A 14,376-nucleotide genomic window follows, 5' to 3' on the forward strand; every position below is an offset into this window, starting at 1 on the left:
CAATGTGGTGAAAGCACAACGCGGTGACACTCTGAATAAGGACGCTCCATGACGCGACGCTACGTAGTACCCACCCTGCTCTTCGCCGGCGCCCTGGCGCTGGCCGGCTGCTCCAGCCAGAAACCGGACGCCTCGCAATACTCGGGCTTCCTCGGCGACTACTCGCAACTCCAGCCCGCCACGTCCCCCAGTGGCCAGCCGGTGCTGCGCTGGGTCGACCCGAACCTGAAACTGCAGAACTACAGTTCGGTGCTGGTCGAACGGCCGGTCTACTATCCGCCGCCCAAGCCGAACGAGAACATCGATCAGAAGACCCTCAACGAAATCCCCGACTACCTGAAGAAGCAGGTCGAACAGCAACTGGGCAGCCGCTACCGCATCGTCCAGCAGGCGGATCGCGACACGCTGGTGCTGCGCACCGCCATCACCGGGGTGAACATCTCCACCGAGGGTCTGAAAGCCTACGAGGTGATTCCGATTGCGCTGGTGGTCGCGGCCACCACCACGGCCATGGGCACCCGGGACCAGGACACCGAGGTCTACGTGGAGATGGAAGCGCTGGATGGCGCGACCAGCAAGCCGGTCGCCAAGGTGGTGCGCAAGGGCGCGGGCCAGACGCTGGAGAACACCAGCACCCACCTGAGCCTGGCCGATCTGAAACCGGTGCTCGATGGCTGGGCGCGCGACGCGGCCAACTTCAAGCCGTGATCCACGCTGCGGCGCAGTGAAACGCCGCAGGAGATGAAGCGCTCCGGAGCCGGCGCGGACATCCCGCGCCGGTTCCGGAGGCTTTGCCTGGCCCGGCCCGCTGTATGCGGAGGTACCCCCTGTACCCCTGGGTCATTCAGGACCTGACGCATCCCGAACATCCCGGCCCCCTGGCCGTGCGTGAGCCTTCTGGCTACGCGAATCTCTGAACCTTGTGCCGCTCAATACCAGTTCGGATCACTCTTGAGCTGATCGTCGAGGATCCGTTTCACCGAATCGTCCGGCTCGCCCAGCCAGCGGAAACTGGCGTGCTTGCTCGGCGACTTGTCCGCCGGAAGGTTCTGCGGAACCTTCACGTACAGCGCGTAGGCCTTGTCCTTTTCCCAGGTAAAGGCCACGTACAACCGTTGGGCCGCACAGTTGTGTGCTTCGCACAACTGGCCGACCAGATACTTGTCGCCCTGCTCGTCCACCGCCTGCATCGGCGTTGCGGTGCCGCTGAGGTTCATCACCCAGTCCGGCAGGCGGCTCTCGTCCTTGATCACTGATTGCCAGGTATCGCGGTACTGCGGATCACTGGCGATCAGCTCGTTCAGGCGGTACTGCGCGTCCTTGTCCGCCTCGGCGGCCAGGGCCTGGGCCCCGGCACCGAGCAGAACGGCCGACAGCAGCAGAGTGCGGGTAAAACTCATCGCTACGCTCCTTGTTCAACCTCGACCGGTTCGCTGGGCGTCACCCCCGGCGGCGGCCCATGACGAAGGACACGATGAACAGCACCAGGAAGATCACGAACAGGATCTTGGCGATGCTGGTGGCGGCGCCGGCGATGCCACCGAAGCCCAGGACCGCGGCGATGATGGCGATGATCAGGAATGTCACTGCCCAGCTAAGCATGGGGTCTCTCCTCTTTTCGTTGTCGGTTCGGCACCGCTTCGGGTACCTGCTCCGGCGCCATCAGCTGGCGTGTGCCGGAAGGGGTGTCCGCCCGGGCGCTTCCGGGCACTGCGGACGTATCGGGCATGCCAGTGGCCTGCCAGCGATTCATGAAAACGTTCAGAACACCCAGCCGCGCTGGGTCCGTGCCAGCGGCTGTGCTTCGACCTGGGCCTGGGTTTGCGCCTGCGGTGCCTGCAGCACCGGTGCGGAGTTACGAGCGGGAGCAGCCTGTGGATAACGCGAGGCTTCGCGGTACAGGCCAGGTGCGCTGGAAGCGGTCGGCACATAAGCGACGGGGGCGCTGGAAGCCGCCTTGGCCTCGGACACCTGCATCTGCAGTTGCACCTGGTTGACCAGCAACAGCAGCAGGGCACCAGCGAAAAAGATCCGGCTCCACACATCGTGACGCGCGACTTGCACTTGGCTGTTGGTTCCGCTGTTCATCCTGCTTCTCCTGCCCGTCATCGATGGGTTTGCAGAACCGTGAGGCCGTTTCCTCGGGTCTTTCGGTTCGCGTCGTCGCGGGTGGTTTGAGTGACTGTCTGCAGAAGGAATTGCACGCCGCATGCCAGTCTTTCTCGATCAATTTTTCCCTTATAAATCAACACGTTAAATCTATTAACAAGGTCCCTCTACCCAGCATCCTGCACGATGGCTCAGGATGCGTCGTGCGTTTTGCAATACCCACTGTCGGCGCCTCCCTGCGCCGGTGTGAACGGCGTCACTTGAGGGAATGCTTCAGCTCACTCATCTGGTCGTGGCACGCACGCACCTTGGGCAACTCGGCGCGCAGCAGGGCCTGGGTTTCCGGCGTGCCGTTCTGCAGGGCCTCCTCGAAGGCGTGGAGGATGCGGTCCTCGGTTTCTTCCAGTTGGGCGACATAGGTGGCGCCTTCGTCGCTGGCCAGCGTCGCGCGGGTGTCCGCGTAGACCTGGCGCAGCTTGCCCAGCAAGGTGCCGCCGCTGGCGGGGTCCTCGTGGTTGGCGGCGACCTTGCCGGCGAGGGCGTTGATCACATCGGTCTTGGCCTGTGCCATGGACTGGAACAGCCGCTGCAGCCGGGCATCCTTCACTTCCTGGATGGCGTGCTGGTAGAAACGCTGGCCATCGCGGGTGATCTCGATGAGTTCGTTGAGCTGACTGGTCGTGCGGGTCATGGGAGTACTCCTGAGGGAGGGTGGAGGAATCAGGCAGCCTGGCCGGCCACCTTCAGCGCGGTGGCGTCTACCTCACGCACACCACGGGTGTTGCGAGCGGAGTCGATCAATTGCTGGCGCTCGTCGGCGCTGGGTACCTGGCCACTGAGCGTGACCACCCCATCGCGGGTGGAAACCCCGATGGACAGGCCCTGCAGCGCATGGGCGGACAGAATTCCGGCCTTGATCTGGCTGGTGATCCAGGCATCGCTGACGGCAGCCTGGGCATCGCCGACGGACTTCTGGAATTGCTGGGTGGTGGCGGCGTCGGGGTCGACCTTCAGGCGGTTGTTCACCGCCGTGACGCCCTCCGTCTGCGCCGCCAGGTGCTCGGCCTGCTCGCTGGCCTGCTGACTGCCCACGGTGCCGTCGAGCGTGACGGCGCCAGCCTTGCTGGTGACCTTGATATCCAGCCCTTCGCCGCGCTTTTCCAGCAGGAGCTTGGATTTCACCTTTGCCGCCAGCGTGGCGTCGTCCCATTGCTGCACCACGCCCGGTTGCTGGGCAGCGTCCGCTTTGCGCGCATCAGCCAGGGAGGCGTCCACTCCCAGCTGGTTATCCACAGCGGTGATGCCTTCGACGCTGGCGGCGATCTGCCCGGCCAGCGCCTTCTGTTCTTCGCTGGCCACCGCGCCGCTCAGGTGCGCGCGGCCGTTTTCCACATCCACCTTGATCGCGTAGGGCTTGAGTTCGCGGTTGAGGTTCAGGGCCGTCCAGATCGAACCCTCCTGGCGCGCTTCGGCCAACTGCGCACTGAGCCCGGACTCGGCCGCATGGCCCACCAGGGGCTGCCACGCAAGAAGGGTGGAACTCAGGGCCAGGACAAGGATCTTCGGATTGGGCATGGCGTTCTCCGTCAAACGATGGTGCGACATTGGATCCGCAAGCGCCGTGCCAGTGCATTTTTGTGGATAAAATTCTTGTAATTCAGTGTGTTGGAGGGTCCTACCAAAGGCCCGGACTGTGCACCCTGCCCGACAGGGAAAAAAGATTCTTGCAACTTGCACGAAAAACCCTGGACTAAGAAAAATCGCACCCTTTACAACAACGAATCTCAACAACGAGGAAAACGCTGAATGGACGCAACGCCTGAACAGCAAGGCCGGATCCTGCTGGTCGATGACGAGTCCGCCATCCTGCGCTCGTTCCGCTACTGCCTGGAAGACGAGGGCTACAGCGTGGCCACCGCCAGCAGCGCCCAGCAGGCGGAGAACCTGCTGCAGCGCCAGGTGTTCGACCTGTGCTTCCTGGACCTGCGCCTGGGCGATGACAACGGCCTGGATGTGCTGACGCAGATGCGCGTGCAGGCACCGTGGATGCGCGTGGTGATCGTCACCGCGCACTCGGCGGTGGATACCGCGGTGGATGCCATGCAGGCCGGCGCCGCCGATTACCTGGTGAAGCCCTGCAGCCCCGACCAGCTGCGCCTGGCCGCCGCCAAGCAACTGGAAGTGCGTCAGCTGACCGCGCGCATCGAGGCGCTGGAAGGCGAGATGCGCAAACAGGGCGACGTGCTGGAATCCCACAGCCCGGCCATGGCCGCCGTACTGGAGACGGCCCGCCAGGTCGCCGCCACCGACGCCAATATCCTCATCCTCGGCGAGTCCGGCTCCGGCAAGGGCGAGCTGGCGCGAGCCATTCACGGCTGGAGCAAACGGGCGAAGAAATCCTGCGTGACCATCAACTGCCCGTCGCTGTCCGCCGAACTGATGGAAAGCGAGCTGTTCGGCCACAGCCGCGGCGCCTTCACCGGCGCCACCGAAAACACCCTGGGGCGTATCAGCCAAGCGGATGGCGGCACGCTGTTTCTCGACGAAATCGGCGACTTTCCCCTCACGTTGCAACCTAAATTGCTGCGTTTCATCCAGGACAAGGAATACGAGCGCATCGGCGACCCGGTGACCCGCAATGCCGATGTGCGCATCCTGGCGGCAACCAACCGCGACCTCGCCAGCATGGTCGCCCAGGGCACCTTCCGCGAAGACCTGCTCTACCGCCTGAACGTCATCGTGCTGAACCTGCCGCCGCTGCGCGAACGCGCCGAGGACATCATCGGCCTGGCCGAACGCTTCCTGGCCCGGTTCGTGAAGGATTACGGCCGCCCCGCCCGCGGCTTCACCGACGAGGCCCGCGCGCTGCTGCGCCGCTACAACTGGCCGGGGAACGTTCGCGAGCTGCGTAACGTAATCGAACGCGCAAGCATCATCTGCAATTTCGAGCTGATCGGCGTCGAACAGCTCGCCATCGGTGAACAGACCACCAGTTCCGCGCCCCGTATCGGCGAGGCCATGAGCCTGGAGGAACTGGAGAAGGCCCACATCGCCGCAGTCATGGCCTCCAGCGCCACCCTGGACCAGGCGGCGAAGACGCTGGGCATCGACGCGTCCACGCTCTATCGCAAGCGCAAGCAGTACAGTCTGTGAAGCTGCCCGGTCCCATGACGCTGCGCACGAGGTTGTTCCTGAGCATCTCGGCGCTCATCACGGTAGCGTTGCTGGGGCTGCTGCTCGGCTTGTTCAGCGTGATACTGAACGGCCGCGAGCAGGCCCAGCTGATCCAGCGCAACTTCGACGCCATCGAAGTCAGCCAGCGCCTGCGCCAGGCGCTGGGCGACGAGCTGGTGCAAGTGCTCAGCGCACGGCCTAGCCCGGAACACCTCGAGCTGGCGCGGACGCACTTCGCCCAGGCGCTGGAGCGCGGACGCACGCTGGCCCGCAACACCAGCGACCGCCAGGCGCTGACGGAAATCGCCGATGCGCACCGCCTGTTCATCGAGGCCACCGACACGCCCGGCCCGGGCCGTCCGGAATTACTCGCCGACAGCGACCTCAGCCGCACCCTCGACGTCCTGCGCAACCGCCTGATGGCGATGCACCAGGCCGCCATCAACAACATCAGCGTGGCCGAACGCTCCACGCGGGATCGCTCGCTTTGGATCAGCGGGCTGCTCGGGCTGATCGGCATCGCCATCCTGCTGGTCGGCTTCTTCACCGCACACAGCATCGCGCGGCGCTTCGGTGCGCCCATCGAGACGCTGGCCAAGGCCGCGGACAAGATCGGCCAGGGCGAATTCGACGTGACCCTGCCGGTCTCCTCCGTGGCCGAGATGTCCTCCCTGAGCCGTCGCTTCGGCCTGATGGCGGAAGCCTTGCGCCTTTACCGCGCCAGCAATACCGAGGCGCTGGGTTCCGGGCGCAAGCGCCTGCTGGCGGTACTCGACAGCATCGATGACGGCCTGGTGATCCTCGACCGCCACGGCCGCATCGAACACGCCAACCCGGTCGCTACCCGCCAGCTGTTCGCCCACGGTGACCCGCAGGGCCAGGAGTTGGGCGCCATGCTGAGCAACCCGGCGCTGACCCAGGCGGTCCAGCGCGTGCTCAGCGGCAACCTGCTGGATGAAACCCCGCAGGACCTGGTGGTGGAGGTGGGCGGCGAAAGCCGCTTGCTGACCTGGGGCATGTCGCCGGTGAGCCATGACGACGGGCGCAATATCGGCGCGGTGATGGTGGTGCGCGACGTCACCGAGCAGCGCGCCTTCGAGCGGGTGCGCAACGACTTCGTGCTGCGCGCCTCCCATGAGCTGCGCACCCCGATGACCGGCATGCACATGGCCTTCGGGCTGCTCGCCGAGCGCCTGAAATTCCCCGAGGAATCCCGTGAACGCGACCTGGTGCGCACCGTCGACGAGGAGATGCACCGGCTGGTAAGGCTGATCAACGACCTGTTGAATTTCTCCCGCTACCAGAGCGGCACCCAGAAGCTGGATCTGCAGTTGTGCGACGTCGGCGACCTGTTGCGCCAGGCACACGCGCGCTATGCCAGCGCTGCCGAGGAAAAGCGCATCGAGCTGGATCTGGAGATCGCCGACGACCTGCCGCCGATCAATATCGACCGCACGCAGATCGAGCGGGTGCTGGATAACCTGATCGGCAACGCGCTGCGCCATACCCCCGAGGGCGGCACCATCCGGCTGCAGGCGCGCTGCCAGGAGGAGCGCGTGGCGATTGCCGTGGAAGACAGCGGCGACGGTATCCCGCTCAGCCAGCAGGGGCGCATCTTCGAGCCCTTCGTGCAGGTCGGCCGCAAGAAGGGCGGGGTCGGGCTTGGCCTGGCGCTGTGCCGCGAAATCGTCCAGCTGCACGGCGGCCGTATCGCCCTGCGTTCGCAGCAGGGCAAGGGCTCGCGCTTCTATCTGCTGCTGCCGGTTTAAGAGGTCGGTACGGCCAGCAGCAGCGCGGCGGTTTCCAGGTCCGGCTCGCCATCGAAGCGTTCCGGGCGGAAGCGCATCTGGAAGGCCGCGATCACGTTGCGGGTTTCCTCATCCATCGCCCCATTGAGCGGCACCGCGTAGCCATGGCGCGCGAGCTGCTGCTGGAACCAGCTCGGCGGCGGCAACTGGCCGTTCAGTTCAGCCAGGCGACGCGCCAATTCGCCCGGCTTGGGCCAGGGAATCAGGCCGGCATCCGCCAACTTCTTCCATGGAAACAAGGGCCCCGGGTCGACCTTGCGCTGCGGGGCGATGTCGCTGTGGCCGAGGATATGCTCCGGGGTGATGCCCTGGCGGCGGGTGATGTCCTTGAGCAAGGCGATCAATGCGTCGATCTGCGCATCCGGGTAGGGGTACCAGATCTTCCCGCTCGGGGTATCCCGGTAGCCAGGGTTCACCAGCTCGATGCCGATGGACGTGGAATTCAGCCAGGTGCGCCCCTGCCATTCGCTGGCGCCGGCGTGCCAGGCGCGGCGGTTTTCGTCCACCAGCTGGTAGATGGTCGCCGGGTTGTCGCCGATCAGGTAGTGCGCGCTCACCTCGCCGTGGGTCAGCAGCGCCAGCGAGCGCGGCAGGTTGGCCGAGGTGTAGTGGACGATGACGTACTGGATGCGGCTGTCCTGGTTCCTCGACACGTACTCGCGATCGATCTGCAGGCCCTGGTCGGCGCAGCCGGCGAGCAAGGTGGCGAGGAAGGCGAAGGTCAGGACGCGCAACATCATGGCAATTCTCGGATCAGGCGGCGATGTGCAGGAAGCTGCGCACGTTCTGCAGGAGCATGTTCACGCTGAGCATGATCAGCAGCATGCCGGCCAGCCGCTCCACCGCCATCAGCCCGCGCGGGCCGAGGAAGCGCTGGAGGAACGCCGCCTGCATGAGGATGAAGGCAGTGGCCGCCCAGGCCAGGATCACCGCCAGATACAGCTCCCACAAGGGACCAGTGTAGGTGCTGCGCAGGGTGATCAGCATCGCCAGCGCCGACGGCCCCGCCACCGCCGGGGTGGCCAGCGGCACGAACAGCGGTTCGTTGTCCGGCATGTCGCCGAGCACGCCCTGGGGCGTGGGGAAGATCAGGCGCATGGCGACGACGAACAGGATGATGCCGCCGGCGATCCCGGTGGCTTCCTTGGACAGGCCCAGCCCGGTGAGGATGTGCTCACCCAGGGTGAGGAACAGCAGCAACAGGCCCAGGGCGAACAGCAGCTCACGCAGTGCCACTTTCAGACGGCGTTCGGCGGGGACGGACTTGAGGGCGGCCAGGAATACCGCGATGTTGCCGAACGGGTCGGTGATCAGAAAGATCAGGATGGCGACGCCAAGCATGACCGGGAAAACTCCAGCGAGAACGAGGCGCCACACGTGTCGCGCGGCGGCCTGTGAATAACGGGGAACGTGCACTGCCCTGTGGATAACAACTTACCCACAGGACGCGGGCGCAGCCATCAGGATTTCTTGATTTTCTCCGGACGCTTCCAGCCTTCGATCACCCGCTGCTTGGCGCGACCGACGCCCAGGGTGCCGGCCGGCACCTCGGCGGTGATGGTCGAACCCGCGCCAGTCGTGGCGCCGGATCCGATATCCACAGGGGCCACCAGGGAGTTGTTGGAGCCGATGAAGACGTCTTCGCCGATGGTGGTGCGCCACTTGTTCGCGCCATCGTAGTTGCAGGTGATGGTGCCGGCGCCGATGTTGGTGCGCGCACCGACTTCGCTGTCGCCCAGGTAGGTCAGGTGGCCGACCTTCACGCCGTCCTGCAGGTGGGCGTTCTTCAGCTCGACGAAGTTACCCACATGCACCTTGCGCTCGAGCACGCTGCCCGGACGCAGGCGGGCGAAGGGGCCGACGTCGCTGTCCGGGCCGACATGGGCGCCTTCCAGGTGCGAGTTGGCCTTGATGATGGCGCCACGGCGCAGGGTGCTGTCCTTGATGTAGCAGTTCGGGCCGATCTGCACGTCGTCCTCGATCTCCACCTGGCCTTCGAGGATCACGTTGACGTCGATGGTCACGTCGCGGCCGACGCTGACCTCGCCACGCACGTCGAAGCGCGCCGGATCGATCAGGGTGACGCCCTGGGCCATCAGCCGACGCGCCACGCGCAGCTGGAAGAAGCGCTCCAGCTCGGAAAGCTGCAGGCGGTCGTTGGCGCCCTGGGTTTCCATGGCCACCTGCGGTTGTGCGGTGGCCACGCGCAGGCCGTCGCCCACGGCCATGGCGATCACGTCGGTGAGGTAGTACTCGCCCTGGGCATTGGCATTGGACAGGCGCGACAGCCAGCCCAGCAGGCGCTCACGCGGTGCGGCGAGGATGCCGGTGTTGCCCTCGCGGATGGCACGCTGCTCGGCAGTGGCATCCTTCTGCTCGACGATGGCCTGAACCTCGCCCGCGGCGTCCCGGATGATGCGGCCGTAACCGGTGGGATCGTCCAGTTCGACGGTCAGCAACGCCAACTGTTCCGGAGTGGCCTGCGCCATCAGGCGCTCCAGGGTCGGCTGCTCGATCAGCGGCACGTCGCCGTAGAGGATCAGCACGTTGTCCGCACTCAGGAACGGCGCGGCCTGCGCCACAGCGTGGCCGGTGCCCAGTTGCTGTTCCTGGATCACGAAATTCAGGTCATCCGCCTGCAGGCGCTCACGCACCCGGTCGGCGCCATGGCCAATCACCACATGGATGCGCGACGGGCCGAGGCCGCGGGCGGTATCGATCACATGGGCGAGCATCGGTTTGCCAGCGACCGGATGCAGGACTTTCGGCAGGGCCGAGCGCATACGGGTGCCCTGGCCTGCGGCGAGGATGACGATTTCAAGGGACATGAGTGAAGGACCGTCCTGGTGAGCGGGAAAAGACCAAGTGTATAAAAAGAAAAAGGGTAGCCAAGGCTACCCTTTTCCCATTTGTCGCTAAAGCCCGAGGGGCTTCGCGCCAGCTTAGCCGCCGTACTTCTTGCGAACCTGCTGGACCGTGCGCAGTTGCGCTGCGGCTTCGGCCAGGCGGGCTGCGGCGGAGCTGTAGTCGAACTCTGCACCTTTACCTTGCAGAGCCTTCTCAGCTTCCTTCAGTGCGGTCTGGGCAGCCGCTTCGTCGAGGTCACCTGCGCGAATCACGGTGTCGGCGAGAACCTTGACCATGTTCGGCTGTACTTCGAGGAAGCCACCGGAGATGTAGTACACCTCCTGCTCGCCACCCTGCTTCACCAGGCGGATCGGACCCGGCTTGAGCTCGGTGATCAGCGGCGCGTGGCCCGGAGCGATACCCAGATCGCCCAGGGAGCCGTGCGCTACGACCAGCTCGACCAGACCGGAGAAGATCTCCGCTTCGGCGCTGACGATGTCGCAGTGGACTGTAATAGCCATACCCTTGCCTCACGTAAGCGCCCGTTGCCGGGCGCACGGATTACAGCTTCTTCGCTTTCTCGATGGCTTCTTCGATGCCGCCGACCATGTAGAACGCCTGCTCGGGCAGGTGATCGTAGTCGCCGTTGAGGATGCCTTTGAAGCCAGCGATGGTGTCCTTCAGGGAGACGTATTTGCCCGGCGAGCCGGTGAATACTTCAGCCACGAAGAACGGCTGGGACAGGAAGCGCTGGATCTTACGAGCACGGGCCACCAGCAGCTTGTCGGCTTCGGACAGTTCGTCCATGCCGAGGATCGCGATGATGTCCTTCAGCTCCTTGTAGCGCTGCAGAACGTACTGCACGCCACGAGCGGTGTCGTAGTGATCCTGGCCGATGACCAGCGGGTCCAGCTGACGGGAAGTCGAGTCCAGCGGGTCGACGGCCGGGTAGATACCCAGCGAGGCGATGTCACGGGACAGTACGACGGTGGCGTCCAGGTGGGCGAAGGTGGTCGCCGGGCTCGGGTCGGTCAGGTCGTCCGCGGGAACGTAGACGGCCTGGATCGAGGTGATCGAGCCTTTCTTGGTGGAGGTGATGCGCTCTTGCAGAACGCCCATCTCTTCGGCCAGGGTCGGCTGGTAACCTACTGCCGAAGGCATACGGCCCAGCAGTGCGGATACTTCGGTACCGGCGAGGGTGTAACGGTAGATGTTGTCGATGAACAGCAGTACGTCACGGCCTTCGTCACGGAACTTCTCGGCCATGGTCAGGCCGGTCAGTGCAACGCGCAGACGGTTGCCCGGCGGCTCGTTCATCTGGCCGTAAACCAGGGCTACCTTGTCCAGTACGCCGGAATCCTTCATCTCGTGGTAGAAGTCGTTACCCTCACGAGTACGCTCACCCACGCCTGCGAACACAGAGTAACCGCTGTGCTCCATGGCGATGTTACGGATCAGTTCCATCATGTTCACGGTCTTGCCGACGCCGGCACCACCGAACAGACCGACTTTACCGCCCTTGGCGAACGGGCAGACCAGGTCGATTACCTTGATGCCGGTTTCCAGCAGGTCGTTGCCGCCCGCCTGGTCAGCGTAGGACGGAGCGTCGCGGTGAATACCCCAGCGCTCTTCTTCGCCGATGGGGCCGGCTTCGTCGATCGGGTTGCCCAGCACGTCCATGATACGGCCCAGGGTCTTGGTGCCGACCGGGACGGAGATGGCTGCGCCGGTGCTTTCCACGTTCAGGCCACGCTTGAGGCCTTCGGTGGAACCCATCGCAATGGAACGAACCACGCCGTCGCCCAGCTGCTGCTGAACTTCCAGGGTGGTTTCGACGCCCTGAACTTTCAGGGCCTCGTAGATGCTCGGCACGGCATCGCGCGGGAATTCCACGTCGATCACGGCGCCGATGATTTGAACGATACGTCCGCTACTCATGTCTGGTTCCTCTGAATTTTGAACCTGTTCTTACACCGCGGCAGCGCCGCCGACGATTTCCGAGATTTCCTGGGTGATCGCCGCCTGACGTGCCTTGTTGTAGATCAGTTGCAGACCACTGATCAGATCACCGGCGTTGTCGGTAGCGTTCTTCATTGCAATCATCCGGGCCGCCTGCTCACAGGCGTTGTTCTCAACCACGGCCTGGTACACCTGGGATTCCACGTAGCGCACCAGCAGACCGTCGAGGAGGGCCTTGGCGTCGGGTTCGTAGAGGTAGTCCCAGTGGTGCTTCAGCTCGGCATTGTCCTCGGCCACCAGCGGAATCAGCTGTTCCACGGTCGGCTTCTGGGTCATGGTGTTGACGAACTTGTTGGAAACCACGTACAGGCGATCGATACGACCTTCCAGGTAGGCATCCAGCATGACCTTGACGCTGCCGATCAGATCATTGATCGACGGCTCTTCGCCCAGGTGGCTGATAGCTGCAACCACGTTGCCGCCATAGCTCTTGAAGAAGGATGCACCCTTGGAGCCGATCACGCAGAGGTCGATCTCCGCGCCACGATCGCGCTGCCCGCTCATGTCCTTGACGAGCGCCTTGAACAGGTTGATGTTCAGGCCGCCGGCCAGGCCACGGTCGGAGCTCACCACGATGTAGCCGACGCGCTTTACTTCACGCTCGACCATGAACGGGTGACGGTATTCCGGGTTGGCGTTGGCCAGATGGCCGATCACCTGGCGAATGCGCTCCGCGTAGGGACGGCCGGCCGCCATGCGCATTTGTGCCTTGCGCATCTTGCTCACCGCCACCTTTTCCATGGCATTGGTGATTTTTTGCGTGCTTTTGATGCTCGCAATCTTGCTGCGAATCTCTTTTGCGCCTGCCATTTCACACCTATCGGTTTAGCAGGCGGGGGCCATTAACGACCCCCGCTGCGGCTTACCAGGTTTGGGTGGCCTTGAACTTCTCGATGCCGGCCTTGATGCCTGCGTCGATTTCGTCGTTGAAGTCACCCTTCTCGTTGATCTTCGCCAGCAGAGCGGCGTTCTCACGTTGGAAGTAGGCGATCAGCGCTTGTTCGAAGGCGCCCACCTTGGCGATCTCGACGTCCTGCAGGAAGCCACGCTCGGCGGCATACAGGGACAGCGACATCTCGGCGATGGACATCGGCGCGTATTGCTTCTGCTTCATCAGCTCGGTAACGCGCTGACCATGTTCCAGCTGCTTGCGGGTCGCGTCGTCCAGGTCCGAGGCGAACTGGGCGAAGGCCGCCAGTTCACGGTACTGGGCCAGCGCGGTACGGATGCCGCCGGACAGCTTCTTGATGATCTTGGTCTGAGCCGCGCCACCCACACGGGATACCGAGATACCGGCGTTGACGGCCGGACGGATACCCGAGTTGAACATGGCCGATTCCAGGAAGATCTGACCGTCGGTGATGGAGATCACGTTGGTCGGAACGAACGCGGAAACGTCGCCAGCCTGGGTTTCGATGATCGGCAGGGCGGTCAGGGAACCGGTCTTGCCTTTCACTTCGCCGTTGGTGAACTTCTCGACATACTCTTCGGAAACGCGGGAAGCGCGCTCCAGCAGACGGCTGTGGAGATAGAACACGTCGCCCGGGTAAGCTTCGCGGCCCGGCGGACGGCGCAGCAGCAGGGAGATCTGGCGGTAGGCTACGGCCTGCTTGGACAGGTCGTCGTACACGATCAGGGCGTCTTCACCGCGGTCGCGGAAGTATTCGCCCATGGTGCAACCGGAGTACGGAGCCAGGTATTGCAGAGCGGCGGATTCCGAAGCGCTGGCAACCACCACGATGGTGTTGGCCAGGGCGCCGTTTTCTTCCAGCTTGCGAACGACGTTGGCGATGGTCGATTGCTTCTGACCGATGGCAACGTAGACGCAGCGGATGCCGCTGTTCTTCTGGTTGATGATGGCGTCGATGGCCAGAGCGGTTTTACCGATCTGACGGTCACCGATGATCAGCTCGCGCTGGCCACGGCCAACCGGGATCATGGCGTCGACCGACTTGTAACCGGTCTGAACCGGCTGGTCTACCGACTTACGCCAGATCACGCCCGGTGCCACTTTCTCGACAGCGTCGGTCAGTTTGGCATCGATCGGGCCTTTGCCATCGATCGGGTTACCCAGAGCGTCGACAACGCGACCCAGCAGTTCCGGACCAACCGGGACTTCCAGGATGCGGCCGGTGCACTTGGCGTTCATGCCTTCTTTGAGGTCCTGGTATTCACCCAGTACCACAGCACCGACGGAGTCTTGCTCCAGGTTCAGCGCCATACCGTAGACGCCGCCCGGGAATTCGATCATCTCGCCGTACATGACGTCGGCCAGACCGAAGATGCGCACGATGCCATCGGAAACACTGACGATGGTGCCTTCGTTGCGCGCTTGCGAGGCGACGTCGAGTTTCTCGATGCGCCCCTTGATGATTTCACTAATTTCGGAAGGATTGAGTTGCTGCATGCCGCTGCCCCT

At 64.0% G+C, this 14,376-nt stretch carries 15 protein-coding genes; 3 read left to right on the forward strand and 12 right to left on the reverse strand.

The window, feature by feature from the left end:
• The first annotated feature begins 48 nt into the window (after positions 1-48).
• Positions 49-708, forward strand: a complete 660-nt coding sequence (locus N0B71_RS08265; RefSeq protein ID WP_259758277.1) for a DUF3313 domain-containing protein — start codon at positions 49-51, stop codon at positions 706-708.
• A 221-nt stretch (positions 709-929) separates the two neighbouring features.
• Here N0B71_RS08265 and N0B71_RS08270 read toward each other — a convergent pair whose 3' ends face one another.
• The 5 genes from N0B71_RS08270 to N0B71_RS08290 all read right to left on the reverse strand — a co-directional run bounded on the left by N0B71_RS08270 (position 930) and on the right by N0B71_RS08290 (position 3,684).
• Positions 930-1,400, reverse strand: a complete 471-nt coding sequence (locus N0B71_RS08270; protein ID WP_259758278.1) for an inhibitor of vertebrate lysozyme family protein — start codon at positions 1,398-1,400, stop codon at positions 930-932.
• A 40-nt stretch (positions 1,401-1,440) separates the two neighbouring features.
• Positions 1,441-1,602: a DUF1328 domain-containing protein gene (locus N0B71_RS08275; RefSeq protein ID WP_259758280.1), complete on the reverse strand. Its 162-nt coding sequence runs from the start codon at positions 1,600-1,602 to the stop codon at positions 1,441-1,443.
• A 159-nt stretch (positions 1,603-1,761) separates the two neighbouring features.
• Positions 1,762-2,088, reverse strand: coding sequence for a hypothetical protein (locus N0B71_RS08280; RefSeq protein WP_259758281.1), 327 nt, complete (start codon positions 2,086-2,088; stop codon positions 1,762-1,764).
• Positions 2,089-2,365: 277 nt separating this feature from the next.
• A complete protein-coding gene (locus N0B71_RS08285) occupies positions 2,366-2,800 on the reverse strand; it encodes a ferritin-like domain-containing protein (protein WP_259758282.1) in 435 nt (144 codons plus the stop codon).
• Positions 2,801-2,829: 29 nt separating this feature from the next.
• The gene (locus tag N0B71_RS08290; RefSeq protein ID WP_259758283.1) at positions 2,830-3,684 is read right to left on the reverse strand and encodes a BON domain-containing protein; all 855 of its coding nucleotides are present in this window, start codon (positions 3,682-3,684) and stop codon (positions 2,830-2,832) included.
• Positions 3,685-3,915: 231 nt separating this feature from the next.
• Between N0B71_RS08290 and algB the strand changes: the two genes are divergently transcribed.
• A complete protein-coding gene (gene algB, locus N0B71_RS08295; protein ID WP_259758284.1) occupies positions 3,916-5,262 on the forward strand; it encodes a sigma-54-dependent response regulator transcription factor AlgB in 1,347 nt (448 codons plus the stop codon).
• Complete coding sequence (locus tag N0B71_RS08300) at positions 5,259-7,052, forward strand: KinB sensor domain-containing domain (protein WP_259758285.1); 1,794 nt, start codon at positions 5,259-5,261, stop codon at positions 7,050-7,052. Before algB ends, N0B71_RS08300 begins: the two co-directional genes overlap by 4 nt.
• Here N0B71_RS08300 and N0B71_RS08305 read toward each other — a convergent pair.
• The 7 genes from N0B71_RS08305 to atpA all read right to left on the reverse strand — a co-directional run bounded on the left by N0B71_RS08305 (position 7,049) and on the right by atpA (position 14,364).
• The gene (locus tag N0B71_RS08305; RefSeq protein ID WP_311197216.1) at positions 7,049-7,831 is read right to left on the reverse strand and encodes an N-acetylmuramoyl-L-alanine amidase; all 783 of its coding nucleotides are present in this window, start codon (positions 7,829-7,831) and stop codon (positions 7,049-7,051) included. The two genes, N0B71_RS08300 and N0B71_RS08305, sit on opposite strands and share 4 nt — an antisense overlap.
• 13 nt (positions 7,832-7,844) lie before the next feature.
• The gene (locus tag N0B71_RS08310; protein WP_017518835.1) at positions 7,845-8,432 is read right to left on the reverse strand and encodes a MarC family protein; all 588 of its coding nucleotides are present in this window, start codon (positions 8,430-8,432) and stop codon (positions 7,845-7,847) included.
• 119 nt (positions 8,433-8,551) lie between these two features.
• A complete protein-coding gene (gene glmU, locus N0B71_RS08315) occupies positions 8,552-9,919 on the reverse strand; it encodes a bifunctional UDP-N-acetylglucosamine diphosphorylase/glucosamine-1-phosphate N-acetyltransferase GlmU (protein ID WP_259758286.1) in 1,368 nt (455 codons plus the stop codon).
• Between the two features lie 114 nt (positions 9,920-10,033).
• On the reverse strand, positions 10,034-10,459 hold the full coding sequence (locus N0B71_RS08320; RefSeq protein WP_017518837.1) for a F0F1 ATP synthase subunit epsilon: 426 nt from the start codon (positions 10,457-10,459) through the stop codon (positions 10,034-10,036).
• Between the two features lie 40 nt (positions 10,460-10,499).
• Complete coding sequence (atpD, locus tag N0B71_RS08325) at positions 10,500-11,876, reverse strand: F0F1 ATP synthase subunit beta (RefSeq protein ID WP_017518838.1); 1,377 nt, start codon at positions 11,874-11,876, stop codon at positions 10,500-10,502.
• A 30-nt stretch (positions 11,877-11,906) separates the two neighbouring features.
• The gene (gene atpG / locus N0B71_RS08330; protein WP_017518839.1) at positions 11,907-12,767 is read right to left on the reverse strand and encodes a F0F1 ATP synthase subunit gamma; all 861 of its coding nucleotides are present in this window, start codon (positions 12,765-12,767) and stop codon (positions 11,907-11,909) included.
• Between the two features lie 52 nt (positions 12,768-12,819).
• Positions 12,820-14,364 carry a F0F1 ATP synthase subunit alpha gene (gene atpA, locus N0B71_RS08335; RefSeq protein ID WP_017518840.1) on the reverse strand — a complete coding sequence of 515 codons (1,545 nt, stop codon included), beginning with the start codon at positions 14,362-14,364 and terminating at the stop codon, positions 12,820-12,822.
• Between the last annotated feature and the right edge of the window lie 12 nt (positions 14,365-14,376).

Origin of the sequence: Pseudomonas sp. GCEP-101 (assembly GCF_025133575.1) — a bacterium.
In the GTDB taxonomy this organism is placed as follows: Bacteria; Pseudomonadota; Gammaproteobacteria; order Pseudomonadales; family Pseudomonadaceae; genus Pseudomonas; species Pseudomonas nitroreducens_B.

Coding starts and splice junctions, on each gene's coding strand:
- atpA (WP_017518840.1), bottom strand. CDS start 14,364: ATGCAGCAACTCAATCCTTCCGAAATTAGTGAAATCATCAAGGGGCGC.
- algB (WP_259758284.1), top strand. CDS start 3,916: ATGGACGCAACGCCTGAACAGCAAGGCCGGATCCTGCTGGTCGATGAC.
- N0B71_RS08270 (WP_259758278.1), bottom strand. CDS start 1,400: ATGAGTTTTACCCGCACTCTGCTGCTGTCGGCCGTTCTGCTCGGTGCC.
- N0B71_RS08305 (WP_311197216.1), bottom strand. CDS start 7,831: ATGATGTTGCGCGTCCTGACCTTCGCCTTCCTCGCCACCTTGCTCGCC.
- N0B71_RS08275 (WP_259758280.1), bottom strand. CDS start 1,602: ATGCTTAGCTGGGCAGTGACATTCCTGATCATCGCCATCATCGCCGCG.
- atpD (WP_017518838.1), bottom strand. CDS start 11,876: ATGAGTAGCGGACGTATCGTTCAAATCATCGGCGCCGTGATCGACGTG.
- N0B71_RS08310 (WP_017518835.1), bottom strand. CDS start 8,432: ATGCTTGGCGTCGCCATCCTGATCTTTCTGATCACCGACCCGTTCGGC.
- N0B71_RS08265 (WP_259758277.1), top strand. CDS start 49: ATGACGCGACGCTACGTAGTACCCACCCTGCTCTTCGCCGGCGCCCTG.
- atpG (WP_017518839.1), bottom strand. CDS start 12,767: ATGGCAGGCGCAAAAGAGATTCGCAGCAAGATTGCGAGCATCAAAAGC.
- N0B71_RS08290 (WP_259758283.1), bottom strand. CDS start 3,684: ATGCCCAATCCGAAGATCCTTGTCCTGGCCCTGAGTTCCACCCTTCTT.
- N0B71_RS08285 (WP_259758282.1), bottom strand. CDS start 2,800: ATGACCCGCACGACCAGTCAGCTCAACGAACTCATCGAGATCACCCGC.
- N0B71_RS08280 (WP_259758281.1), bottom strand. CDS start 2,088: ATGAACAGCGGAACCAACAGCCAAGTGCAAGTCGCGCGTCACGATGTG.
- glmU (WP_259758286.1), bottom strand. CDS start 9,919: ATGTCCCTTGAAATCGTCATCCTCGCCGCAGGCCAGGGCACCCGTATG.
- N0B71_RS08320 (WP_017518837.1), bottom strand. CDS start 10,459: ATGGCTATTACAGTCCACTGCGACATCGTCAGCGCCGAAGCGGAGATC.